Origin of the sequence: Bacteroides sp. NGMCC 1.200775, assembly GCF_040798045.1 — a bacterium.
Classification (GTDB): Bacteria; Bacteroidota; Bacteroidia; order Bacteroidales; family Bacteroidaceae; genus Bacteroides; species Bacteroides hominis.
This window is the reverse complement of record NZ_JASCQK010000004.1, coordinates 423,336-448,860: the sequence shown is the minus strand read 5'-3', so window position 1 is coordinate 448,860 and position 25,525 is coordinate 423,336. Positions and strand designations below refer to the sequence as shown.

The 25,525-nt window shown below is 50.8% G+C and carries 23 protein-coding genes; 4 read left to right on the top strand and 19 right to left on the bottom strand.

Annotated elements, in window-relative coordinates; all coding sequences use genetic code 11:
- Positions 1-107: 107 nt before the first annotated feature.
- Both kbl and QK890_RS13615 read left to right on the top strand, forming a co-directional pair.
- Positions 108-1,295, top strand: a complete 1,188-nt coding sequence (gene kbl, locus QK890_RS13620; RefSeq protein WP_005806971.1) for a glycine C-acetyltransferase — start codon at positions 108-110, stop codon at positions 1,293-1,295.
- A 47-nt stretch (positions 1,296-1,342) separates the two neighbouring features.
- Complete coding sequence (locus QK890_RS13615; RefSeq protein WP_005806973.1) at positions 1,343-1,747, top strand: DUF2721 domain-containing protein; 405 nt, start codon at positions 1,343-1,345, stop codon at positions 1,745-1,747.
- 127 nt (positions 1,748-1,874) lie between these two features.
- Here the strand turns inward: QK890_RS13615 and QK890_RS13610 are convergent, their stop codons facing one another.
- From QK890_RS13610 to QK890_RS13535, 16 genes are all read right to left on the bottom strand, one after another.
- Positions 1,875-4,214 carry a DUF4906 domain-containing protein gene (locus tag QK890_RS13610; protein WP_255580226.1) on the bottom strand — a complete coding sequence of 780 codons (2,340 nt, stop codon included), beginning with the start codon at positions 4,212-4,214 and terminating at the stop codon, positions 1,875-1,877.
- Positions 4,099-4,383: a hypothetical protein gene (locus QK890_RS13605; protein ID WP_250702876.1), complete on the bottom strand. Its 285-nt coding sequence runs from the start codon at positions 4,381-4,383 to the stop codon at positions 4,099-4,101. The genes QK890_RS13610 and QK890_RS13605 overlap by 116 nt, the downstream gene beginning before the upstream one ends.
- Positions 4,384-4,390: 7 nt before the next feature.
- Positions 4,391-6,859: a DUF4906 domain-containing protein gene (locus QK890_RS13600; protein ID WP_367627404.1), complete on the bottom strand. Its 2,469-nt coding sequence runs from the start codon at positions 6,857-6,859 to the stop codon at positions 4,391-4,393.
- Between the two features lie 33 nt (positions 6,860-6,892).
- Positions 6,893-8,056, bottom strand: a complete 1,164-nt coding sequence (locus QK890_RS13595; RefSeq protein ID WP_250711609.1) for a DUF4906 domain-containing protein — start codon at positions 8,054-8,056, stop codon at positions 6,893-6,895.
- Positions 8,057-8,110: 54 nt separating this feature from the next.
- A complete protein-coding gene (locus QK890_RS13590; RefSeq protein ID WP_350354710.1) occupies positions 8,111-9,112 on the bottom strand; it encodes a fimbrillin family protein in 1,002 nt (333 codons plus the stop codon).
- A gap of 116 nt (positions 9,113-9,228) precedes the next feature.
- Entirely contained in the window at positions 9,229-10,221 is a 993-nt protein-coding gene (locus QK890_RS13585) for a fimbrillin family protein (protein WP_223126547.1), read from the bottom strand.
- 37 nt (positions 10,222-10,258) lie between these two features.
- Entirely contained in the window at positions 10,259-11,074 is an 816-nt protein-coding gene (locus tag QK890_RS13580; protein ID WP_367627403.1) for a fimbrillin family protein, read from the bottom strand.
- A 68-nt stretch (positions 11,075-11,142) separates the two neighbouring features.
- The gene (locus QK890_RS13575; protein ID WP_367627402.1) at positions 11,143-12,048 is read right to left on the bottom strand and encodes a fimbrillin family protein; all 906 of its coding nucleotides are present in this window, start codon (positions 12,046-12,048) and stop codon (positions 11,143-11,145) included.
- Between the two features lie 11 nt (positions 12,049-12,059).
- On the bottom strand, positions 12,060-13,124 hold the full coding sequence (locus tag QK890_RS13570) for a fimbrillin family protein (protein WP_367627401.1): 1,065 nt from the start codon (positions 13,122-13,124) through the stop codon (positions 12,060-12,062).
- A 130-nt stretch (positions 13,125-13,254) separates the two neighbouring features.
- Positions 13,255-14,400 (bottom strand): fimbrillin family protein, encoded by a 1,146-nt coding sequence (locus tag QK890_RS13565; RefSeq protein WP_367627400.1) that lies wholly within the window; start codon positions 14,398-14,400, stop codon positions 13,255-13,257.
- Positions 14,401-14,561: 161 nt separating this feature from the next.
- A complete protein-coding gene (locus QK890_RS13560) occupies positions 14,562-15,530 on the bottom strand; it encodes a fimbrillin family protein (protein ID WP_367627399.1) in 969 nt (322 codons plus the stop codon).
- Positions 15,531-15,545: 15 nt separating this feature from the next.
- On the bottom strand, positions 15,546-16,559 hold the full coding sequence (locus tag QK890_RS13555) for a fimbrillin family protein (RefSeq protein ID WP_367627398.1): 1,014 nt from the start codon (positions 16,557-16,559) through the stop codon (positions 15,546-15,548).
- Between the two features lie 33 nt (positions 16,560-16,592).
- Complete coding sequence (locus tag QK890_RS13550; RefSeq protein WP_367627397.1) at positions 16,593-17,549, bottom strand: fimbrillin family protein; 957 nt, start codon at positions 17,547-17,549, stop codon at positions 16,593-16,595.
- 35 nt (positions 17,550-17,584) lie between these two features.
- Complete coding sequence (locus QK890_RS13545) at positions 17,585-18,391, bottom strand: DUF3575 domain-containing protein (protein WP_284697307.1); 807 nt, start codon at positions 18,389-18,391, stop codon at positions 17,585-17,587.
- Positions 18,392-18,754: 363 nt separating this feature from the next.
- Positions 18,755-19,147 (bottom strand): hypothetical protein, encoded by a 393-nt coding sequence (locus QK890_RS13540; protein ID WP_234191623.1) that lies wholly within the window; start codon positions 19,145-19,147, stop codon positions 18,755-18,757.
- 359 nt (positions 19,148-19,506) lie between these two features.
- Positions 19,507-20,451 carry a tyrosine-type recombinase/integrase gene (locus QK890_RS13535; protein WP_367627396.1) on the bottom strand — a complete coding sequence of 315 codons (945 nt, stop codon included), beginning with the start codon at positions 20,449-20,451 and terminating at the stop codon, positions 19,507-19,509.
- A gap of 213 nt (positions 20,452-20,664) precedes the next feature.
- Between QK890_RS13535 and QK890_RS13530 the strand changes: the two genes are divergently transcribed.
- Both QK890_RS13530 and QK890_RS13525 read left to right on the top strand, forming a co-directional pair.
- Positions 20,665-20,976, top strand: coding sequence for a DUF4248 domain-containing protein (locus tag QK890_RS13530; protein WP_122130719.1), 312 nt, complete (start codon positions 20,665-20,667; stop codon positions 20,974-20,976).
- A 488-nt stretch (positions 20,977-21,464) separates the two neighbouring features.
- A complete protein-coding gene (locus QK890_RS13525) occupies positions 21,465-22,085 on the top strand; it encodes a hypothetical protein (protein WP_032543840.1) in 621 nt (206 codons plus the stop codon).
- A 250-nt stretch (positions 22,086-22,335) separates the two neighbouring features.
- Here the strand turns inward: QK890_RS13525 and QK890_RS13520 are convergent, their stop codons facing one another.
- The 3 genes from QK890_RS13520 to QK890_RS13510 all read right to left on the bottom strand — a co-directional run bounded on the left by QK890_RS13520 (position 22,336) and on the right by QK890_RS13510 (position 25,506).
- On the bottom strand, positions 22,336-22,815 hold the full coding sequence (locus tag QK890_RS13520) for a ferritin (RefSeq protein ID WP_005807003.1): 480 nt from the start codon (positions 22,813-22,815) through the stop codon (positions 22,336-22,338).
- A 70-nt stretch (positions 22,816-22,885) separates the two neighbouring features.
- On the bottom strand, positions 22,886-24,049 hold the full coding sequence (gene lysA / locus QK890_RS13515) for a diaminopimelate decarboxylase (RefSeq protein WP_122141749.1): 1,164 nt from the start codon (positions 24,047-24,049) through the stop codon (positions 22,886-22,888).
- A gap of 137 nt (positions 24,050-24,186) precedes the next feature.
- Complete coding sequence (locus QK890_RS13510) at positions 24,187-25,506, bottom strand: aspartate kinase (RefSeq protein ID WP_005780056.1); 1,320 nt, start codon at positions 25,504-25,506, stop codon at positions 24,187-24,189.
- Positions 25,507-25,525 lie beyond the last annotated feature (19 nt).

The following is a 25,525-nucleotide window of genomic DNA, read 5'->3' as shown; positions in this document are numbered from 1 at the left end:
AATGGTGCGCAAAGTAAGCACTTTTTTTTCATTTTTATACCAAATATATGTTGTTTATTCCAAGAAAAATTGTGTCCTTTGCAAAAGAAACTAAAACCCCAAACACTATGTACGGTAAAATGAAAGAACACCTCAGCAACACGATTGCTGAAATTAAAGAAGCAGGCCTCTACAAAGAGGAACGCTTAATCGAAAGTGCACAACAAGCTGCTATCACTGTTAAAGGCAAGGAAGTACTGAATTTCTGTGCCAACAACTACCTTGGATTGTCTAACCATCCCCGCCTGATCGAAGGTGCAAAGAAGATGATGGACCGTCGTGGATACGGTATGTCTTCTGTACGTTTCATCTGCGGAACTCAAGATATACATAAGGAGCTGGAAGCCGCAATTTCAGACTATTTCAAAACCGAAGACACTATTTTGTACGCAGCTTGCTTTGATGCCAACGGCGGTGTGTTCGAACCGTTGTTCACCGACGAAGATGCCATCATCTCCGACTCACTGAACCACGCTTCTATCATCGACGGAGTACGTCTTTGCAAGGCAAAACGCTATCGTTATGCCAATGCAGACATGGCCGATCTGGAACGTTGCCTGCAGGAAGCACAAGCCCAGCGTTTCCGCATTATCGTTACCGACGGCGTATTCTCAATGGACGGTAATGTAGCTCCAATGGACAAAATCTGTGATCTGGCCGAGAAGTACGATGCCCTGGTGATGGTAGACGAATCTCACTCTGCCGGTGTAGTTGGTGCAACCGGTCATGGAGTAAGCGAACAGTACAACACTTACGGACGTGTAGATATCTACACCGGAACTCTGGGTAAAGCCTTTGGTGGTGCTTTGGGCGGATTCACAACCGGCCGCAAAGAGATCATCGACCTGCTTCGCCAGCGCAGCCGTCCGTACCTGTTCTCAAACTCACTTGCTCCGGGTATTATCGGTGCCAGCCTCGAAGTATTCAAGATGCTGAAAGAAAGCAACGAAATCCATGACAAACTGGTAGAAAACGTAAACTACTTCCGCGACAAGATGACCGCAGCCGGATTTGACATCAAACCGACTCAGAGTGCTATCTGTGCCGTGATGCTGTACGATGCCAAACTGTCACAGGTTTATGCAGCCCGCATGCAGGAAGAAGGTATTTATGTAACAGGTTTCTACTATCCGGTAGTTCCGAAAGACCAGGCACGTATCCGTGTACAGATTTCAGCCGGTCACGAGAAAGAACACCTCGATAAATGTATCGCTGCATTCATCAAAGTAGGTAAAGAATTAGGTGTACTGAAGTAAACCTTTATTTCTCTTCCATTGTTATTGTATATAAAAGTATGATAACAATGGAAGAACTTACACTCACGACACCCGCGCTGCTATTTTCAGCCGTTTCACTTATTCTTTTGGCATACACCAACCGTTTTCTCTCGTATGCCCAATTGGTACGCACTCTTCGCGACCGTTATATGGAAGATCCCTCTGATATCAATGTAGCTCAAATTGAGAATCTGCGCAAACGCCTCAACCTGACCCGCATGATGCAGGTGTTCGGCATTGCCAGCCTATTCTTCTGCGTAGTTACCATGTTTCTTATCTACATCGGGTTGTTCCTGCTTTCCATCTATATTTTCGGACTCGCACTGCTTCTGTTAATCGCCTCTTTAGGCGTTTCTCTCCGTGAGATACAGATATCGACTCGTGCCTTGGACATCTACCTGAGCACAATGGAAGGAAAACTAAAACATTAAAAATTACTTTTCCACACCACGCCCATAGGAGCCACATAAATAAAGTTCCGCTCCTCCCCACCGGAAGCAAGCGGAACTTTCACAAACAAAACAACAGATCGTTTATAACTTTATCAATCCATACCGGTCAGTCAGCCCGCTCCTGAATGCAACGTAGGGGAATCGCTTCACGTTCATGTCCTGTAAGAACAATACTTGCTTTTGTCGAAGCAGTTTTTCCTATTTTAAAATAACTCACTGTTTCCCCTCCCGAAGCAGTACCTAACTTATTTCCGCACCAAATTAAAGCAGATTCTCCAATATACGCAAACTGACTATCCAAATAATAATAACCGGTGAGCCGAACATAAGTCGTTAGTTTTTTATTTGTATCATATGCCATAACCATTCCTCCATGTGCACCAACACTATCCGAATTCATCACATTAGCACCATTGTCTGATGCTTTGACTGCTTGATTCACATTGCTAAACAGTGAAAGATAGTTCTCAATCAGTGCTACACGCCATCCTGCCGGACACGGATCATGAACTGTCTTCTGAATATTCCAAGCATTCAGATATGTATTATTCCGATCACTGTCCGCTATCCATTTATGTACATTTGTCTTTTTATATATATTCAACGGATTCTGGTAAGCCGTCCGATAAGTCGCCTGAGCATTTACAGCCGGATCAAAAGGCAGGAAAGTGACTCCATCCGGCTTATATAAGCTTAATATTCCCACAATCGGTTTAGTCATCGGAGTAGGAAGATTCACTATCGTGATCGGCTTATTCGAATAACTGCTCGGATATGGATCTTTCCTTCCCCATTGATAATGGAATCCATGTGTCTTAAACTTCTCCACATCCGACGGCGGCACGCCGGCATATCCGGCCATAGCCCCCAGATTACGATCCATCATCGGTAACTGGTTTCCATGATTGCCATATGTAAATTTCAGTTTTCTTTTAGTCAACGGCTCTTGCACATCCGCATCACCTGTCGCGTCCGGGCGGTAGTCCGTCACCCACACATGCCAGCTCCAGAGTATCTTACCATCCGCACCATAAGCGGCAATCACCCCGCTACCACCGGTAGTTCCCGGAGCCACACGGCAATAAACACGGGCTTCCCCTTTATTCTTCACCGGATACAACGTCGGATCGGTTCCATCTGTCCGTTTCAAATCCACGATGTTCGTATGGTCATCCTCCGAAGTTACGATTCCCATTACCGGCTCACCGATGTCTCCATCCTCTTTGGTTTGCCAGAGCAGTTTCATCGTAGTGATTCCTCCGGAAGCCTCACACCAACCTTTCAATACATCGTTCGTTTTATCCGGATCTCCATTCTGTTGGTATGCCAGCGGATCAAAGCAGAAGCCGCCTCCGGCGGATACCATAAAGCAATTGGCCGTAGGCACAAAGTTTTCATTATTTTCCGAAGCGGGTACAGGGTTGATATAGGTCACCCGTTTATCACTTGTCGGGATACCGCTATGTGCAAAGTTCACCGTATAATCATAATTTGCATTACTCTTAATGTCGAAATTCGTCGACTGCCTCCCGCCGATATAAACACGATAGTCCAGTTTAACTTTTGCATCCTGATCGCTCACCGCGACAAAGTTAAAGAAAGAACTTCCTTTAGGAGCATTCTCTTTTGTCCGTTGGGTTTCAGAGTTCGCTGCCGGTTTCTCTCCGCGCATATTGGCCGGTACCCAGCAAGAGTAACTTCCGCTTTGTGCCACATTTTTTATCTGCAAAGTAGTAAACTGATCCAGGATAGAAGGATAATTTCCCTCACTATCGGGGGTAGGGATAACCGCATAGTTCAACGGGACACTTTGGAGCAACAGTTGTTTCAAAGTATATCCGCTCACAGCATATGTCCACTCCACGGTGAGCCGGGCAGCCAGGCGCTTCAGCAACAGGCGGGTATCATAGCTCCCCTCCGGACTCTGAATCACAGCCTTACCGTCGGTGCCCGTCACCACATTCACATGCTCCAGATGGAGCACATAAGGCATCTTCTTCATATCTTCACTATTCGAAGGATTAATCGCATTGATCACAGACGAGTTTACGTCCATCGCCTGCACCTTCTCCAAAGAGTTACTACCCAAGGCAGCTATCGCCCCCCCGTTGCCACGCGCCACAATCAGCAACTGGCAGTCCGTCAGTGCGCTTAAAGTGACCTCCAGATGTTTCCCAAGCGCTACATTGCCATAGTCCTTCCCGTTTTTATAAGTTCCATTCGAGTCATACTGACGTATCTCCAGGTTATATAACTGATCCGGAACGCTTGTCCCGCCACGAGTCATCGTTCCTGACGAAAGGTTCACATCAAAAGCAGCTTTGCTGCTTTCAACGGCGAGCCGTTGAGGCGAGCCGTTGAGGCGAGCCGTTGAGGCGAGCCGTTGAGGCGAGCCGTTGAGGCGAGCCGTTGAGGCGAGCCGTTGAGGCGAGCCGTTGAGGATCATTATCACTTGAATCTTCGGCAAAGCCGAAGACCATCGATACCGTCACCTCTTCACTATCCGCCGGAGGAACCACCGCCTCTTCCGTCCGGTCCTCACATCCACTCAACCCTCCCAGAAGGATCACTCCTCCCAAGAGCATTAACCATTTATTCTTCCAAGTCTGTTTCATATCATTATTATTCTTGTACACATCGAAACGGATAAGGTTCACCGAGAACTCCCCAACCATTAGCCGGAGTAGTCAATTCTCCTGCCGCTATTTTTGTATAATATATCCGGTAGTTATTGCCAGTCTTTGCTATCGTATTCGTTCCTTCGTATCCGGCGGCACTTCCATTAAATATCAAATTTCCATTGGCAAAAGACCGGTATGCCGTGACCGGGAACCAGGCTGTATTATCTTCCGTACGGGGAGAGGGCACACCACTTCCACCGGATACATTATACAGACGTCCACCCCGCTCGTGTGCACTACCATTTTGCACAAACGCTCCATTCGCATTAAACCAATACCCCTGCCCCGTGTTCCAGCCCTTGTACACTGTTTGATAGGGAGTCTTCCATCCTGCCGGACAAGGGTCATAAAGAGTTTTAGAGTTATTATACAAATACTGATACTCCGCGGTAGTTTCATTCAAACTATACCAAGAGCACCTGCTATTGTTCTGATCGCTGCCCGAACCTGTTATAATATGATCAGGATGCTCAATCACATATTGCAGCGTATTGCCATTTACTAATGTAATATTGGAATAAGCGACCTTTCCCAGTTTTACCCCTCGTCCTTCTCCGTCATAAATAACGTTGAGTTCATTCGCCGTTCCGTCTATCGACCCCAAGAACGGGTCCTTGCGCCCCCAATAGTACAGATAGCCTATCCGCTTTGCAAATTCCAGCAATGAAGCATTCTCACCGGGAAATCCTCCGGCAGTCGCGCACAGATTCCGGTCCATAATCACTTTCCCGACATGCGCTCCTCCATCTTTGAAAGCATCAGTAGCATACTGATGTACACTCCCGTTCTGAGTCAACTGCTGTGCCTGGGCATAAGTGACAGAGGAAGTAATCCCCTGCGGCACATAATCGGTTATCCAAAGGTGCCAGCTCCATACAATCGTACTGCCGGAATAGGCAGCAATCAAGGCATTCCCCCCTTTGCTCACCGGCACTTTAACGTGGATACGGGCTTTTTGCAGATCACCTCCGTCGGTGATACGCGCCAGATTTGAATGATCGTCTCTACTGATGGCATACCCCATCACCAAATCGCCCGACGTAGCATCATCCTTGGTTTGCCAGATCAACTTAACATCCGTTATTTTTTTGTTATCGGCCAGCGTCGCACCATCCGTCAGATGTGTATTCCAACCACTCAACGGAACATTATAACCATTCATCCCCGCTTCGTGCTTATACGGATTAAAACAGATATTCGTACCGGGCTTCATCATGAAGCAGTTGGAGGTCTCCACCAGGTTGGTGCTTAGCACCGGACTCTGATCTAACAGTTGGATGCGTCTGTCGGCCTGATAATTAGTCGATGTGATATGCACATCCCAGTTATAATCCTTATTCTCGTAAAGGTTGAAGTCTGTCGACTCCCGTCCGCCCAGATAAGCACGGTAGTAGAGGCGCTCCTTCTTCTCTACGTTGTCCACCACTAACTCCATGTACGAAGCGGCGGTAGGCGCATTCTCTTTCGTACGATAATAGGCAGAGGTAGCCTTGGCCGAAGCACCCCGCACATTGGCGGGTATCCATACGGTTTTCTCTCCCCCCGCCAGATCAGCGGCATTCGTCAGGCGATAATAATCGACATACTCCACCAATTCGCTCGGATAGGTTTTTCCCCACTCCGTGTCTGTCTCCGTAGGAAGCAGACGGAAGTCAGCCGGCACCTGGCAGAGTTTTACCTCTTTCAGCACATACCCCTTTTGGGTGAGGTTTTTATCATCCACCGTCCAGGTCACTTTCAGCCTGGCAGCCAGCCGCTTGAGCAGCAAGCGGGTATCATAGTTGCCATCCGGACTCTGAAGTTTGCCGTCGGCCGTCACGTTGACGTGAGGCAGATGAAGTATATAGGGCATTTTGTTGATATCGGCTTGCGTAAGTCCGCCGGCCGGAATGGTATGTTTGAAGAGTGTAGTATCCATCATCTGTTTCTGCACATTGGCAAGGTTACCGCTAATGGCAGGTGTCGTATTCCCTTGCCCGCGGACTATCACCACCAACTGGCAATCCGTGGCTTGCTGCAAGGTGACGGAAGTGGGAACGGTAGAGAAATTCGCTCCGATAGGGACCGTCTCCTTATATTGCACGCTCCCTATCAGATTGCCGCTCCGGTCATACTGCATCAGGTAGAACTGGTAAAGCGCGTCCGGACGGGTGACTTCCCCGGTCCGGGTCTTCGCCGCAGGCAGCAGGCGTGCGCTGAACGCTCCGCCCTCTCCATCCTCTCCGGCACGCGTATCGGCGGGCACTGAAAGCGCGTATCCATCCTCCTCCTCGGCAAAACCGAAAGAAAGAGAAACTTCTACCGGATTTCCTTCACCGGCTGCCGGAACAGACTCACTGAACCGCTCCTCACAAGACGTCAACCCCATCAACAGAGCCGTTACCGTGAGCATACATCCTAACCTATTCATACAACTGCTGTATTTCATCTTACCTCCTTCGTATTATCTAAAATTCACTTCATTCGGGATGATTTCCACTTCATCGAACATGATCACGTTACCATCCGTGATGGTCACCCTTACGTCCGCACTATTGGCTCCGCTGATGTTGACGGTCAAATCATAAAGATAGCCCCGCTGGATATTATAGTCATTCATTAAGTTACCTCCCAAATAAATACGGTATTTCATGCCGATTGCATCCGTCGCACCAGGATAAGTATAAGTTCCCTCCAAATCCAGATACGTGCATCCCGTCAACGCTCCACCGTCTCCCGGTCCTTTTCCTGTCAGGTTCTTTTCAGCGAAACTCCCCCCTGTACCTGTACCCCGAAGATTCTCAGCCATGTGGAAACTGCGAGGTGTGTTCACCGGAAAAACACTTGTGCCATCCGTAGATTTAATTTCCACAACTGAACCGCTAACCGACGACAGATCGGGATACGGAGCCGTCAATGCCCCACCCCCACGTGCATAAAGCGCACTCTTCTCAGGCAAGTTATATACTTTTAAAGCAGTGATTGCGACCTTTGCGCCATGGTTTGCTCCCTCCGTTGAAGTTATATCGGACGAAAGCCTCCATGTCACGTTTACCTTGGCGAATGCACGAAGCAACGGAGCTACCACCACCAGTTTACCCTCGGCACTGGCCGATGTCAACGGGCCGGAAGACAGCAAAGTAGGATTGCTACTCTGAAAATCAACAGTGACCGCTTTCAGTTTCGATTCTTTTTCAATTCCGCTGCCACCTGCAACCGTCTGTTCCGTAAACAAGTCGGAACCAGCATTGGCTATCACGTAAAACCGGCTTGCCGCTGTCGAGAAGTCCGAAGTAGCAACTTCAATGGTCATGTTCTCCTTCGGAATGCTCAGCTTTGAATTATCAAAATACTGGGCTTTCAGAAATGTTCCATCCACCAGCTGCGTTCCGCCGTCACCAGTCGTACTGTATTGCACTACCCATACATTATCAATCATCACCTCGTTCAGCGTTCCTCCTCCCCGTGTGTTCACCTCCAACACTCCCGGCAAACTCAGCCGGAAGACCATGTTTCGCGATCCGGCGGAAGTCTCTTCCTCAGTGCAGCCTCCCATCGACGACAATAGAACCAATGCCATTGCCACTTGTCCCCAGAGATTCCTGAATCCTATTTTTACTCCATCCATATTGCTATTATAACTTTGTCTATTTCTTCAAAACGATGATCCGGAAAAGCGTATCTATCCCTTTCCCAAATCGTCGGTATTCAGCGTAATTGTATTATATTCTTTCACGGCCAGCGTCAGATCGGTTGGTTTCAGAATACCATAAAACGTCAACGTAAAGTCGAACTGATAAGTCATTCCCGGCAACAACACTTTCTGTATCTCGGCAGGGAACGAACTGACATAAGGGGTATCCGCATAATAATCCACTGTCAGATCTACATCGAACTTTATCAACGTCGAACCATCAACGGGAAGCAATACCTCTTTGCTGCTTTCACGCCATGCTATCGGATTTCCACCAGCCGGTTCCTGAAACGATTCAAAAGCGAATGAAGATTCATAGCCGGACGCTGTCCCCCATGCCGGTTGTCCCAGCGTATAAGCCAGCGAAGGCGGCAGTCCTGTTATGGTCACCCTATTGGCTTTCAATTTTTCCACACGTACCGGCGAGCCGTCTTTGGCTCTTACCCTCACCTGCACCTGTGCCCCCATTCTCTTAAACGGATTGGGCAGCGTCACGCTCATGTGGCTCTCTCCCATCTGGTTGGGTTGTACCACGATTCCTTTCAGCGTAGTATACATAAAGTCTTTGCCGTTCCCGACCGGAATCGTACCGTCCGCCTTTAGTTCCGGTACTTCGGTCGAGGAATTATACGACACCAGATAAAGATCGTACGTCCCACGATATAAATAGAGTTCACCCGTGGCCACTCCATTCTTCACCGTATAGATCTTACCGTCCAGCGGTTGGGTCTTTGTTGTGGAAGCATTGGCCGGAAAAGCGTAAACCTGGAATGTCTTTCCGTCCGCCATATCCGCCGGATCACCGTCCACACGCGTCGACGCCTCTCCTGCCACCAAGCGGCAGAGCCGGAAACTGAGTGCCACCGTCTCTCCTTCATCTCCGCCGGAACCGGACACCCCGGGCATATCATCCCCCGAACACCCTGCCAGCCCAAGACTCCCCAAGCAGCAAAGGCCACAACCTATCCAATATTTCAGTCTCTTATTCATCATCGTTCTATTTTTGTCACCACAGATTACACAGAATTCTCACGGATTAATAATTTATCCTGGTTGATATTGAAGAGTAAATAATCTGTGTTAATCCGTGTAATCTGTGGTGAAACTTAAATTCCAATACTCGTGTTCTGGTTCGCGTCACTCTTCCAGTCATCTATCTTCACCGAACTCAAGCTGCCCCCCATCTTGTCCACCGTGATCTGATAGACGTAGTGGTAACCGGCTTTCCATTCGGCACTTACCGATTTCGTTTCAAACGCATGGGCGTTTTCTGCCGACTCACCATTGATGCGAACCTTCAGGCGGAACGAAAGCACAGTTTCCTTTCCCGTCATCGGGGCTGTCAGGCAACTCACATTCGGTGTAGCCTGCTGCTCTTTCAGCACGACCGGACTTGCCGCATCGGCAAGCGTCAACAGGGAGGTGGACGACAGGCCATTGAGGACACCGGTCTTCAGGTTCATTGTACCCGTACCCGACTGCAAACGACTGGTTCCGCTCTGTATCTCTATCTGCACCAACTCCAGCTTATCTTTATTCGCCGAAGCCGACTTCACAATCCGGAAGCTGACCTTTGCCAAAGCGTGCTTCATCCTGAAGCTGACCGCCCGGGCACCCGAAGTGGCCGTGACCGGTGCCAGCCCCGAAGCGGGAGATACTCCATAGAGATAGTCCGGCTGATCCGTCGCCAGAAAATCGGCTGCACCGGCGGTAGTCATCACCGATACGGGTACAGTGTGGTTGCCGTCGGCCTGATGGGTTACTCCCGCCACCGGAGGATGACAGGCATACAGAAGGGCATTGGCGGTAATCACCGGAGCAGGGTCCGCGCTCCAGGAGTTGTTCTGCAGCCGATACTCCGAAAACGGATTGCTGCCATAAGCCACGTGAGCCTCAGTAGTGGCATATACACTGATCGCCTCGACGGCGGTGACCGCCGCACGGGTGGCGGCACTTCCCTCTCCGGTTTCCACTTCCACCCCGGTCAGCCGCAGAGGGCCGCCCGCAGGCAACGGATCGTCCGCCCCGCACGAGGTGAATAAGGCTGCGAGTAGCAGTACGGCTCCCATCGTGCCCTTATGGGCTTTCCTATTCTTCATCGGTCTATATTCTTTCTGTTTCATCTCTCTTCCTTTCTCAGGTTGCGCTTCCCACATTTTCTTCCGTCACATCGCTGAAAGGCGCCACGGTGACACCCGTCAGAATCAGTTCGTTGGTGGCGGTGAAGTTATATTGGTAGTTATATCCCGCCTGTAGCGTAAACGGCGACGTGTCGGTATAAGTCTTTTCCTGTTCCGTCGTCGTTTTCAGCTTGATGGTGAACTGCCGCAAGCCGGGACAGACTATCGCCACATAGGTATGGCGGACGGAAGTCGTCGTGCTTCCCGAGGCGCAATACGGGGTTATGGTTTCCGAGGCACCGGCATCGGTACGAATCCCCGTCCCGGACAAAGAGGCGCTCTCAGGTGTCTGCGACGACTGATAAGTCACCACCACAGTCACCTTCGCCGCTGCCGGCGCAAAGGTAAAGCTGCATTTATTTCCGTTCAATACTCCTGCCGCCGTCAACCGGTTGCTTTTCCAGAAATTGGTTGGCGTGCTTTGATCGGCAAGGATACCGCTGAATTCCTCCGGAAAGGAAGCCGCAAAAGACTCTGATCCGGTAGTGGTCAGCGCTGTCTGTCCGTCGGCCAGCCCCCAGCCACCCTCCGCTTTGCGCTGATAGAGTGCACTTTCGGCAGCACCACCGGATTTCGATATTTTTATCCGGTCGCCGGTGACGAACGTCCGTTTGTCATAGTCAGTCGCGTGCGTGTCCCCGGCACGGGTCTCTCCTTGTCCTATTTCCGCCGATACTTCCAACGGAACAGGCAACGGATCCCCTTGGGCGCACGCCGCCAGAGCCAGCGCAATCCATACTCCTCCTATCCAATTCGTTCTCTTACCGTTCATTGTTCATCATTTAATTTACCACAGAGTGACACAAGGTCACACAGAGGTTATTCGTTCATAATTCATTGTTACGTGAGACTTCCCGTATGCGACTCTCCGTTCTCCCATCCTTTGATCTCTTCTCCTACGGGCATCAGGATGTTGTTTTGCAACGTAAGGGTGTAACTGTAATGGCTGCCCGCCTTCCGCTCGCAAGTCAGGCTGGCGGTATAGCTCACTCCGTTGTAGTCGGTCACCGTAACGGTAACCTTCTTCTGCTCCGGCGTAGGTGATTCGGCTGTCAGCGGTGACAGGATGCCGTGCCAGGTGTATTTCGTCTCGTCCGGACGATACAGGTAGATATCTTCGTCAGCGGTTCCGCCGCTATAAAGCCCTTGACCTTGCACGGTCATATACGCAAAGGGTTGTGTCAACGCATTCTTACCCTCAAATGTCAAGGTCAACTTGGTGTTGCGGTGCACAAAAGCATTCTCGTCTCCCGTGAAGGAGAGCACCCCGGTTGCACCGGAAGTCACCCCGGCACTGGTACGGAGCAAGTTACTGTTGCGGTAGTTCTCACCGTCCACACCTCCCGTTTTGTTTCGTTGATCGGCATAAATGCCGGAGTAATCGGCGGGATACATAGCCTGATAGGTAGCTCCCGACTCAAAAAGCAATTCCGAGCCCGCTGCCGAAGGGGTCCACTCTCCTGTGGCGGAAAGCGTATAATCCACCGGAGCGGACGAACTTCCACCACGCGTACGGATGATACGGATGCGGTCGGCAGTAACGAAAGTGCTGCGGTCATAACCATTGTCGGTGGCAACGGCACGGGTGGGCGCCATCGTCCGCGCCGCATCCGGCACACTTATTTCGGCGGTCACCGTCAGCGGAGTTCCCTCCGGTACGGAGGGCAACACCGTGTCATCGGCACATCCGGCCAGCACCGGCAGCAGACACACGATATAGAATTGAATTGCTTTCATACACATCATTTAAAAAATTATCATCCTATCGGCTTCATATCCTGGCCCACCGGAGTCTCAGCATTCCAAGGCAGAATGGCCGCGTCCTGCAAGGTCAGTCCCCGCTTACCCAGCGTCAACGTATATATGTATTGGTTTCCCCGATCCCATGCCTGATTGAAAACATCGGTCGTAAGGGTCAGTTCACGTTCGGTGGCGGTGTTACCCAAACCGGCTTCGCCCAGCCGCAAAGTCAAAGTGACCCGTACAGACGATGCCGCCGCCGTTTTCGGCGCCACCAGTCCATAGGCCACGGTAACAGCTCCGGTGGTTCCTATCTTCTGTGGGTTTGTCGAAGGGGTGAAGGTTAGCTTACCACTTGCAGACAATCCGGACAACGCCCCATCCGATAAAGCCATCGCACCCGAAGTGCCCGCAAGAAAGGGTGTAGCGCCTCCCTCAGCGGTCAGGTGGACGCTTTTTACATAATCATACACCGCATCCGCAGGCCGGTCAGTCGCATTCTGGATGCGAAACACCAGTTGTGCCAACGCATGTTGCAAGTAAATGGCAGGAGTGGCACTTTGGCTGTTGGCAGTGATGGGCTCAGCCGATCCCTGAGTGGAAGTGGCGGAACCGTACAGATAGTCATGGACGGAACAACCGTAGTCATTGGCTCCGTCAAAGGTCTGCCCCTCAGGCAGAGTTACCGGAAGTGTGGGCAGAGTGGTTCCGCTACCGGCCGTCAACGTCACGGTGGCAGGCGACCAGGCATGGAGCCTTGCCGTCCGGAGACTGACATAGGTAGGCGGGGTGCTGCTCCAACTGTTGCCGGAACCTTTGGTAAAGGTGGCTCCCGTGGCACTGCTACCGGGATAGAGACTACCGTCCGGAGCTGCGAGGTAGATGCCGATGCTATTGATCCGGTCTGCACCCGTACCGATGCCATTGACAAGGGTACGGCTGGAGACGAGGGTAGCACCGGCATGAATACCGGGACGCAAGGGAACGCGGTCTCCGTCGGTGGCGGAAGAGTCTTCGCCGGAACAGGCACCGAAAAACAGGGCTACGCTCCAAAGGAGTAAAAAGGTAAATGGTCGGGTCATCTATTATTTGGTTTAATTCACCACAGAGGACACAGAGGACACAGAGTTTTACTGTTCTCAACTGTTCATTGTTGATCGTTCATCATTGATCGTTCCGTCCTCTGTGGTGAATGTATTTCATAACTATTACCTATTGTATTTCTAAAGAACCTCCGGTTTTTCCACTCCACTGGGCTACGGTCACGCTGGTGATAGAGAGTTCTTTACCGCTGAGCTTGACGGTGTAGAGGTAATTCTCGCCGGCTTTCCAGGCATTCGTCGCAGCATTACCGAGACTGACCGCATAATCCTGACCGTCAATCTTGAGGGTGACCTCTACATTCGTTTTGTCCTGCGTCGATTCGGGCAGCACCAAGATACTTACTTTTTTCGAAGCGTTCTGGGCTGTGGTTCTGGCATTATCAGCGTCAGCCGAGGCTTTCTGCAAAGTATAATTCGAGATACCTCGTGTATAGGTCGCTGCCGCAGGGCTGCTTCCCGGGGTTATCGTACCGTCCGAAATCTTCATTGTAGGATTGGTACCGCCATTATTCAGTATAGTGGCAGAATTTACATTCTTAAGCACCAACTTGGTTAACGCACCGGTATTCTTATAAGTATGATCCGCGTATACCCGGAAGCTGACCATGGCAAGGGCATGCTTCATGGAGAGAGTGACCGTTCCCTCTTTACCGGATACGCCTTTTTTATAGCTGGCTTTCGGAGTACTTGTTTGGTCGGCATACATATAGTCCACTTCTCCCGAAGCTGTAAGAAGCGCTGTACTGCTACCGCTATTATCTGTTGAAGCATCAATCGCAGCAGATTCTGTCCCCGGAAATACAGAGATATTCACGGTAGAATTAGCAGTCACCTGCCCGCTTCCGTTCACCTTCAAAGCGGTACCGGTTGTCGCAAGCGCCCCGCCTGTCCCCGGCTTATAGGCCGGATAATGCGCATAGATGTTCGCCTCTTCTGCCGAGAGATAAATCTTATCCGTACCGCTATTACTCCAACTGCTGCCGGCATAGGTATAGAGCCCGTAATTATTCGTCGCATTGTTGGTCGTCGCGTTGCTTGCGTATACCGCGATGCTTCCCATCGCAGTTCCGTCCGTAGCCGCATCTGTGCCTTGTATTGCGCTGCGTGTCAGTGCCACCTGCGGTGACACCTGCAATTCTACTCTTTCCTCTTCGTCCGGCCCTTCTTCGGGCAATGCGCTCTCACCACACCCTACGGCAAGAAGCATTGCCGACAGAGCAAGCAGCCAATGAATTTTCATATTATGGTTCATCATGTTTCGTTTTTCCTTTAATATATAATTCGTTTTTCTTTTGAGTTCACCACGGAGGACACAGAGGACACAGAGTTTTTTTTAGTCTTTCTATCTAATACCTCTTGAATAAATCCCCTCTGTGTACTCTGCGTACTCTGTGGTGAAATTACTCTGTGGTGAAATTATTCCGCCTCCAGGTCACCGTCCACCGTCACCGTAGTCCACGGTTGTGTGGTCACGGAGGTGATTCCTAATTCATGGTCACCGATGGTCAGCGTCACGGTATGGGACATGCCTGCCTGCAACAGATTCTCTCCGGCGGCGTAGTTCACCGTTAAACCGCTGAACGTGCCTATGGAAGTTTCTACAGTCAGTGTATAGGTGTCGCCCGCCTGTAAAGGGGGCACCTGTATCGTTCCTATTTCCACGGGAGCGGTACCGGTCACCTCGGTTCCCGGTCCGGCAAGGCTCAGTGAGAGTCCGGCGGGATGTTCCTCCGTAGCGCTGAACACCGGCACTCCCGTAGCCAACGTCAAGTCCGCGCAAGGCAGCGCCCCGTTCACCGTAATCCGGCGGATGCTTACAGCCACTCCGTCCGTAAGGCCCTTGCAGGCTTTGAAGCAGAGCTGTGTGAGCAGATGGCTGAACTCCAGCGGACGGTCCGCCTTCAAGCGGTTGCCGGCAAAGCGCTCACCTTCCCACTTGTTGCCACGAAGCTCGGCGGCATAAAGCAGGTCGGTCTGTCCCGTAAGCACGAAAGACGCCACGCCGCTTACCGGAACGGCCGCCGGAGCGAAAGCGGTCAGGTAGAGCCAGTCGCCCGAAAGGGGGAATACAGGCTCGGCTTCCGCCGCCGCTTTCCACTCCATAGAGCCGTCAGTCCGGACCGTGGCGTCCCAAGCGCCTTCGTATGCCTCCGATAAAGAAGCGTAGTCACCCTTCACAGTAGAAAGTGCCACCGTAGCTTCGAACTCCTGTTCCGGCAGATTGCCGGCAGCGGCATCCCTCGACAGCGCTCCGTCCCGGGCACAGAGCTGCACCGGGACCCTCTCTTCCGTCAAGAGAGAGTCGCCGGCGGCCGTACAGCCGGAAACCCATGCGCCCAGCAGGGCGAAGAGGCCTATCTGTGTAAAAGAGTGTTTCGTCAACATGGGCAACAGAGAGATTTATTCTAATGTCGCGCTGCCGTCAGCACCGGCCTTCCATGGAGTCACGGTAGCGGTAGCCGTCACTTTGGTAGCATTCGCACCCTTCGGCTCTTTCACTGTCAAGGTGATCAGGTGGGCTTCGCCTTTCACTGTAGCCAGATCATCTCCGCTCGCAGCCTTAACGGGCACATTGTGGAAAGGAATATCTGTGCCGCCTACATTGATAATGGCGCAAACCGTCAGTTTAGCCGCAGGACGGATCATGACCGGTGTACCCACTTTCACGGCTTCCGCCGACAGCACATTGTTAGAAATGCCCGGGACAGGAAGAGTACCGCTATTGATATTATCCCACGTCACATCGCCATTGGTGGCGTTCACCATGGTAGGACGATAAGCCTCCTGCACCTCAATGCTTTTCAGGCTGACCGTTTTACCTGCCCACTCTCCTTTGTTCTCGGCAACCGGTTCCAGTTTCATCGCAAAATTAAGCTGGGTGGTGAGGTGCTCAAAAACCAGGGCGGCTGTTTGCGAAGCCCCGCTGTTGCCGGCCGCTACTTCCTTCGCATACATCACGTCCTGCTGTCCGTCTGTCTGAAGGATCTTTACTGTAGTCGCATTCACCTCGCCTGCGGGAGAGACTGCCGCCAGGAAAGAATTCTCACTCGTATTTGACGCATGATAGTAAAGAGTAGGGTTCAGCCCTAAATCGGCGGCAGAACCGCCTACCGTGAAAGTGGTGTTCGACACAGTGGCGCGTGCATTCAGCGCTCCGTCATCGCCAACCTCGTTCTTGGTGACCGGAGTAAAACCCGACCATTCTCCCGATGTTCCGTCGTGCATCAGCACGGTAGCTGTCACCTCGGCTCCTTCGGTAGCCACAGCACGGCTGGTGGCCAGGCCCTGTACGCTCTGCGACACCCGGATAGGGGTTGCGTTCACCGGACTCTCGGGCAGACTGTCCGTGTCATTGCTTGAGCAGCCCGCCAATAGGAATGCCATGGCCGCTACACTTAATTTCGTTTTCATCATTTTTTTTTAAGTTTATAGTTAATAATATAGTTGTTATTTCAAGGATTCACCGCTTACCTTGCCTCCATCCAGTTCGCCGCTTCCCGGTTTCCCCGCCTGCCACTCTCCTACTGTGGCCACGGCGCTTATCTCTACAGGATCGGGTGCGGAAGGTGAGGGTAACTCCACCTTCACCGTATACGAGATGCCTCCCTCGCCTGCCCCGCCTCCTTCGAAACGGATGGGAAGTTCCCGGTAGACCCGGTCGTGTGTACGGTCATCGTCCACGGCCAGCGTCAGGTCGAGGGTGAACGTAGCCGAAGGTTGCACCAATACATAGCCCGGAAGAGAAAGTTTGCCATCGGTAAACCCTAATCCGTCCCCTCCTTCCTCAACGGTATAGATGGGCACCGAAACCGTTTCATCCGCAGCGGTAAGCAGTTCCGTAGCAAGCGAAAGGCTGACCTCGCCCGCCAGACCATTGAGGTGGAGCTCACGGATGCGAAACCCTTCGGCGTTTTCCGCCTCGATGGTGAGGGCAAAACTGAGCCGGGTCAGCAGATGGCGGTACATCAGCGATTGTTCTTCCGCCGGACCGAAAGGTGACGACAGCGAACCGGACTGTTCCCCGGTCAGCATCAGGTCTTCTTCGCCCGTGAGCCGGTAAGTCAGGCTGCCGTCCGCCTCCAGGGGAGCCGGGGGATAATATCCCCTCAGAAAGAGCGCCGAACCGTCAGCGGGATAATAGCGTTCGGGGGTGAGGCGGATTTCGTTGTCCGTAGCCACCCCGTCCCAAGCACCGTCGTACTCTCCCGTGCGGCTTCCATAGGCAATGCCCACAGAAGTTTCGCCAAAGGTGCTGACCAACGCACGGGTGCGGATGCCTGTGTAAAGCCGGATGGGGACAGGCTCTACCTCGGGACGCGGCTCAAGGGTGCGCTCGGTGCAGGAGCAGAAGCAGAAGCCAATAAGAGCGACCACTTTTATCATATATTTCGGCTTGAATATCATATTCCCAATCTTCTTGTTTTAGTTCACCACTATTATTAAAACCTATATCCCACGCCCACGTTGATCCCCGTCAGCCCCCAACGGACGGACGAGGCATCGTGATGATAGTATGCATGGGGCGGCTCGTTGTCGTAAGCCTTCGCCGAGGCATTGCGATAGCCTCCACGTATCCCGGCTTCTATCCCCCAATGGCGTGACAGGGGCAGATAGACACCGAAAGAAAGTCCGGTATGCCAGTAGCATCCCGTGCGGCTGGCACCTGTAGCGCCCGCATCTCCCGAAGGTGAAGGCTGATAGTCGAAGTCGCCCAGTTGCCCGTAAACTCCCAGATAGAACCGGCGGTAACGCCCGTCTCCCCTAAGCCACAGGCGGGGTTCGAGGCTAATGCCCGAAACACCCCAGAAACGGTGCTCCTTCCCCCCTTTCCAACCGGAATATGCCGCCGAGGCCATCACTGACCAACGACGGGCAAAGCACAGTTCGGCAGCCAGGTTGGGACGGAAAGCCGCCAAACGGCCCTCCGGCGTCAGACCCGCCCAGTCGGACAGATTGGTTTTCAGGGAGAAGATGACCCGCGAGGGCCCGACCTGCGCAGGGTATGCGTGCTCCGCCGCGAGCGGGCGGGACTGTTCGTGAAGAGCGGGTACCGGGCACGTTCCGCCCTCCGGCAACGAAGGAGCCCGTGCGGGCAAAAGCGGATAACGGGAGGCATACCCGGCATAGCGGGAACGGCTCAGGGTATCGGCCGCCAACGGTTCGCGCAGGCATACCACCACCACATCGCGCTCCTCGTCGGGACACGGCACGGCATGGTTGTGTGTCACAAACCAGGCTTCTTTCATCCCCTTGCGGGTGATAAGTTCGGATTTCACACGGCTGCTGCGTACATAACCCAGCCGGAGATTATCGCGCACACTGCTCCCCGACGTACAGTAACCGTCTACGTAGATGCGCATCTTTCCATCCACGATGGAGGAACGGAAAGCGGTGACTGCCGCAAAAAGCCGTTTCAGTTCGTGGTCGTTGCCACGATAGTCGGCATACAGCACATCACGCCCCTGTACAAAACGGAATGTATGCAGCGAATCGCACCGCCGGGCAGGGCAAGCGCCGCCCTCTTGTCCCAAGGCAGGGGCGGAAAGCAGAAAGACATATAGGAGCAGAAGTAAAATCCGGTTCATGGCAGACAATCTCTAAAAATCAAATTACAAACACAATTCCGTCAAATGAATCTCACCGAAGATGCTGCGCATCATCTGGTTGACCACACCCATACGGGAAGCGACTACCCCATAGCGTCCGTAGACACGCTGTTCGTCCACGTCGGGAGAAACCGGGTGTACACCCTCGTTCAGTATCAGCAAAAGGGATAAAAGGTTGACGGACTCCAAAGGCTTACAGAGTTCGTACGACTCCGGCTTATCCGGAGCCTCCTGACAGACACAACGAACCAAGCCTCCGCCCTCTAATTGAAGCAGAAGTACGGAAGCATCTTTAAAAACACAGTCAGCAGGATGGTAAGGACAGCCGCAGGATGTGTCCCGATAATAGATATAACGCAAAAGCCTGATGGCTTCCTGAGTAATTGCTGTAAGCATATTTTCTTGTTTTGTTGTGTGATGGCCGTTACTTTGTAGGTAACGGCACATGACAGGCCGAAGTGTCAGCGGGCATCTCACTCTCTAAACATCAGAAATAAAAACATTTATACGTTTAGCAACCGGCATAAAATGTCAATATCGCATTTAAACATTTAAATGTGAAAGTCACTCACATGCGGTTTTTCTTCATGAAAAGATAAAAGGCAGGTAAAAAAGACAGTATGGAAGATTATTTGGAGATTTAAACGAAATTATTTACGGTTTTATTTGGATATTTGCTTTGTTTTGTTCACTTTTGTGCAATTATACTCGTGCCGTTACCTACAAATTAACGGCTGATTATCAGCCAGATACTACTACACGGCAGCATTCATCTGTCCCATGGTGTACTTTATGATTCCTTCGTTGACACGGTTTAGCTCTTCCTCTTCAAAAGGTTTCAGGTACGTCTCCGTCACTTTAACGGACGAGTGCCCCATAGCATTGGCAATCAAGCCTATCGGTACTTTTTGACGGAAGGCGGTTGTTGCCCATGTATGGCGGATGGTATACGAACTGATGCGGACACCCAGCCCCAACACCTTGGAAAGCCTGTCCAGGCGATGGTTGAACTTGCGGAGTTCCCGTTGATACGTTTTATATCCCGCCTCACTCCCCCATTCGCAGGTCCCCAGGATGGGGAAAAGATAGTCCGATCCCTCCTGAGGGTTTGCATCGAGATCGATCAGAGCCTGTGTCTCCGCCGAAACAAGGGCAGTCAGCGCACGCCCCGTCTTCTTACGCTTGTACGTTAGCCGCTTCTTGGGCTGCAAGCCCTCGGCAGGCAGATAAGCATAGTCGGCAAAAGACATCCCACGGAAACGATACATCAGGCTGGCGCGTACGCATGCCGTACGAAGCGACTTGGGAAGTGCAGAAAGGTCGGCATTGAGTATCCTGCTCATGACATCGGGTTCGATGGCACGCTTGATACCGGCACGCGTACCGGTACCGACGTCGCTGAACAGCATAGGGTCATAGTCCTCTACTATCTTCTCGCGAACTGCCCTGCGATAAGCGGCTTTGAGCATACGGAGGTAGGTGGAAACCGTATTCTCCCTCTTACCCGCTCCCCTCAAATGATTTTCGTACCGTTTCAGACATTCGGGTGTGAGCACACCGAACGGAACAGTCTTATTTCCGCAAAAAGTGGAGAACGACTTCATGGCACAATCGTACACGTGGGCAGTGCCGTAACGCCCGCCCGACTTCATCTTTTTGACCAGAGAAGCCAAATAAAATGTTAAACTTTGTTTTTTCATATTTTATCAATTTAATTACAAATAACACCTCTCGCGCGTTCCGGTTCATTGCGGGCGCACGCGATGAAACATCAGGACAAATAACTAAATACCCCATAAACAGAGGGATCGGGGGAAAAAGAACTATTCAAAAAATTCATATATCTTTGCGCCCCAAAATGTAAATTAACTGCTTTTCGGCAGAAATTATAAACATTTAAATGATTTAAAAACATGAACAATCAACACCCAAACTGGCTACTCGAAGGATTCCATCCGATATCCACCGTAGCCATTGCTTATTTTCCGGACTTACAGGCCAGCAGTTCAGCAATCCGCCGCTTCCGCAGCGAAATACAGAAGCACCCCCGACTTGCCCGGGAACTGGCGGAAGCGGAATACCACCCGCACACCCTGATGCTTTCTCCCAGACAAATCAGTATCATCATCCGGCATTGGGGCATGCCGGACGAAGCAGGATTATTGATCACCCGAAACCCGGAATTGAGGGAGACTCTGCTCAATCGTGACCGGAAATTCGACTGATATATTCATATATCTTTTTTTGTTAGTATTTATTATATGGTCCACCTGATATTTTCGAGGGATGACAAGACACCGCATAAACATCTGTGAGCCAAACGATAAGAGACAGAAAAAAGGTGGCTCCGGCACTGGCCCACCTATGGAGGACGAAACGGGGAGGAAACGGAGCCTCAAACACAGGCAAACAGAGCCTCCGTCACAGGCCGACAGAGGCTCTGCCGGAGAGAAACGGAGCCTCTGTAGCCACCCTCCCCAGCCTATCCCCCCCGAAAAACAAACAGGAAGCAACAGAGAATGACTTGTTCCAACCAATCAGAACCCGTTTTTTGGAGAGAGGGCCAAGGGAGGGTACTTTTGCGGAGAGTTCACCACAGAGTAACACAGAGTTTTTGTTTCTTTTTGATAACCGGTACACTTGAAAAAATATTTTCTCTGTGTTACTCTGTGGTGAGAAATCAGATTAGAAATCCATTAAAAACAAAACTGCCATGAAAACACCAACTGTCGAAATGCTGAAAAAAGGCTATATCGTCATCCCAAAATCTCTGTTAGAAAACTATTTCGCCACTCACGGACAAACAGAGGGGCGATTCGAAGCCCTGATACGGGTATTGATGAACGTCAACTACTCGGATACGGAGTGCGACTCGTGCGGACAGCACTTCATCTGCCACCGCGGAGAATCACCCCACAGCCTGCTCCACTGGGCGAGCCTGCTGGGCTGGAAACGCACGCAAACCCGGCACTTCTTCAACGCAATGATCAAAGAAGGCATCATCGAGCGACTACCCTCTCCCAACGGAATGATGCGGATACGAGTCAACAACTACGACTTATGGACGGGGAAGCTGAAAGCGTACGAAACGGGAAACAGTTCGTCGGACCGGAGTTTCCACCTCTTCTGGGAAAGGTATCACGAGATGACGCAAACAGCCAAAGTAAACATCGGACGTGCAAGGCGCGAATGGAAAAAGCTGAGCGAACCCGAACGACAGGCGGCCATCGAAAGCGTGGAGGAATACTATTGTCACTTGAACGACACACGGTTCTGCAAACAAGCAGCGATGTATCTGGCGGATAAAGCGTTTCTGAATGAATATGAAATGTAAGGTACACGCGCGCGTACATTATATATAAACGAATCAGGGTTCACCACAGATTTCACAGATTAACACAGATTTAAAATTAAAAGGGGAACATCGAAAAATAGAACCGGAACTATGAGAGAAATCAATCGCTCACCACAGATTACACGGATTAACACAGATTTATCTATTTCTCAATCTGTGTTAATCCGTGTAATCTGTGGTGAAAAACATTAAAACTCTGTGTACTCCGTGTACTCTGTGGTGAACAACCTTATCGCTGGCCGAGCTGAGAGTCGATAAAGAAAATACCGGAATCACCGGCTCTCTTAATCTTATCGATAATGCCCTGTGCAGTAGCTTCTTCTTCTACCTGTTCGCGAACGAATCCCCAAAGGAAATCCTGAGTCGCTTTATCTTTTTCGGCTGCGGCCATGTCGACCAATGCATCCACTAATTTCGATACATGGCGTTCGTGCTCAAAGACGTGTTCAAACACTTCGAGGGGAGTACCCCAACCGGTAGGAACAACATCTACCTTATCTACTTTGGCCGTACCGCCACGTTTGATAATATATTCGGCCATGGCATAAGCATGCCCCATCTCTTCTTGAGATTGCTTCTTCATCCAATGTGCAAAACCGCTAAAACCTTCTCTTTCAAAATAGAAAGACATAGACAAATACAGATTAGAAGACCACATCTCGGCTGTAATCTGTTCGTTAATTGCATTCTGTAATTTCTCTGAAATCATAATCGTATTCATTTTAAGTTATTAAAATCACTACAAAAATAACAATTTTAAAAGATAGATTGTTCGGAGATTACACTAATTCCTCCGAAGTATAGCCCTTCGGTAATTCACGGCAGTTATAGCCGGAAGCCATAATCTCGCCATAAGCACCGGCGGAACGAAGGGCAATCAAGTCGCCACGCTTCACCTTATTCAGATCGACGGCTTTGCCAAAAACGTCGGACGACTCACAGATGGGACCTACCACGTCGTAGGTTTCAACGGTCGTATCCTCGGAAGTCAGGTTCTCCATCTTGTGATGAGCCTGATAGAGTGCCGGACGAATCAGGTCGGTCATACCGGCATCGAGAATAGCAAACTGCTTGTTGGTGCCTTGCTTGACATAAAGCACTTTTGAAATCAGCGAACCGCATTGTCCCGTAATGGCACGCCCCAGTTCGAAATGTAAAGTCTGGTGCGGACGAAGTTTCAGATGTTCATCGTACGTACGGAAGTAGTCGGCAAAGTCCGGAATGGCCTGACGGTTGGGGTGATCGTAATCAATGCCCAGTCCGCCGCCTACGTTGATATGTTCCACAAGGATGTGACGGGCTTCGAGCTTATCCTGCAACTCGTTGACACGGTTGCAAAGCGCAATGAAATCCCCCATATCGAGAATCTGCGAACCGATGTGGAAATGAAGGCCGATAAACTTCACGTTCTTCATGCCCAAAGCCACGTCGATCACCTTATCCATATCGTGCATGCTGATGCCGAATTTGTTTTCGGCCAGCCCGGTAGTGATATTGGCATGGGTATGCGCACCGACATTGGGGTTGATGCGGAAAGCAACGTTGGCTACTTTGCCCTTGACAGCGGCCAGTTCGTTGATGACTTCCAATTCAGGAACCGACTCGACGTTGAAACAGAAAATATCGTAATCGAGTCCCAGGTTGATCTCCCAATCAGCTTTGCCTACACCGGCAAAGACAATCTTCCCGGCAGGAAAACCGGCTTTGATGGCAGCACGGATTTCACCTCCGCTGACACAGTCGGCACCCAGTCCGCTTTCGCGGATGATGGTCAGTACCTTGGAATTGGCATTGGCCTTGACGGCATAGTGTACACTGAAGTTGTCGTAACGTGCCACCTCACGGTTGACGCACGCCAGCGTGTCGCGAAGCACCTTTGTATCATAATAATAAAAAGGGGTCTGCAACTCGCGGAATTTATGAATGGGGAATACAGTTTTCATTTTGAAAAATTACTAATCAGTTTTGAATTCACCACAGATTACACGGATTTTCACAGATTAATAATTTATCTCGTCGATATTTTAAGATTAAAAGTTCTGTGTTAATCTGTGCAATCTGTGGTGAACCTAATTCATTTCTATTTGCCGTTGAACAGCATATCGCTGAGCGACTGCAAAGCAACCTTCTTGTCGCACTCACGAATCAGGAAGGAAATATTATAGTTGCTACCGCCAAACGAAATCATACGCACGGGAATGTCGCGCATAGCATCGAGCGCTTTGGCTTCGAAACCTACGTTCTCCCACTCCAGGTCGCCTACGACGCAGATGATACACATGTCTTTGTCGACTGTAACGGTACCGTATTTCTTCAGGTCGTCCAGAATTTCGTTGAGGTGCTTGGTATTGTCGACAGATACGGAAACTCCTACCTCCGACGTACAGATCATATCGATGGAAGTCTGGTAGCTCTCAAAGATCTCGAACACCTTGCGGAGGAAACCGTGAGCAAGCAGCATACGGCTCGACTTGATCTTGATAGCAGTAATATTGTCTTTGGCAGCTACTGCTTTGATCTTACCTTTTTCCGTATCGTTGGAGATCAGTGTGCCCGGCGCAAGAGGGTCCATGGTGTTCAGCAGGCGGACCGGAATGTTGGCATATTTGGCAGGCTGAATACAGGTGGGGTGCAGAATCTTGGCACCGAAGTAGGCCAACTCGGCAGCTTCTTCAAAATGCAGCTGGCGCACCGGTGCTGTTTTGTCGACAATGCGCGGGTCATTGTTGTGCATACCGTCGATATCGGTCCAGATCTGGATTTCGGAAGCATGGATAGCGGCACCGATCAGTGAAGCGGTATAGTCGCTTCCACCACGCTGCAAGTTGTCAATCTCGCCATAAGCATTGCGGCAGATGAAGCCTTGGGTGATGTAAATTTCAGCATCCGGATAGAGTTCCAGTTGTGCCTGAAGTTTATCTTTAATATAGATAGGATCGGGTTCCGCATTCTTATCTGTACGCATATACTCCAAAGCCGGAAGCAATACGGATTTCACGCCACACTCCTGCAAGTAATAGTTGACCATAGCGGTAGAGATCAGCTCGCCCTGTGCCAGCACCACTTTCTCTTCGAACAGGGTGAAGAGGTCTTTGGTGTACGAACGGATATAGTCGAAATGAGATTTTATGATCTCCAACCCTTTCTGTTTATACTCCTCAGTAGCGTAAAGCTCGTCAACATGCTGTTTATATTTAGCCTCCAGCTTATTGATAATCTCGTTGGCACCTTCCGGATTCTTCTTGTACAGATAGTCGGAAATCTCCACCAATGTGTTTGTTGTGCCCGACATAGCCGAGAGGACAACAATCTTTCTTTCACCATCGGTAATCAATTTGGCCACTTCCTTCATCCGCTGTGCAGAGCCTACGGAAGTTCCTCCAAACTTTAAAACTTTCATTTTCGTTACTGTGTTAAAA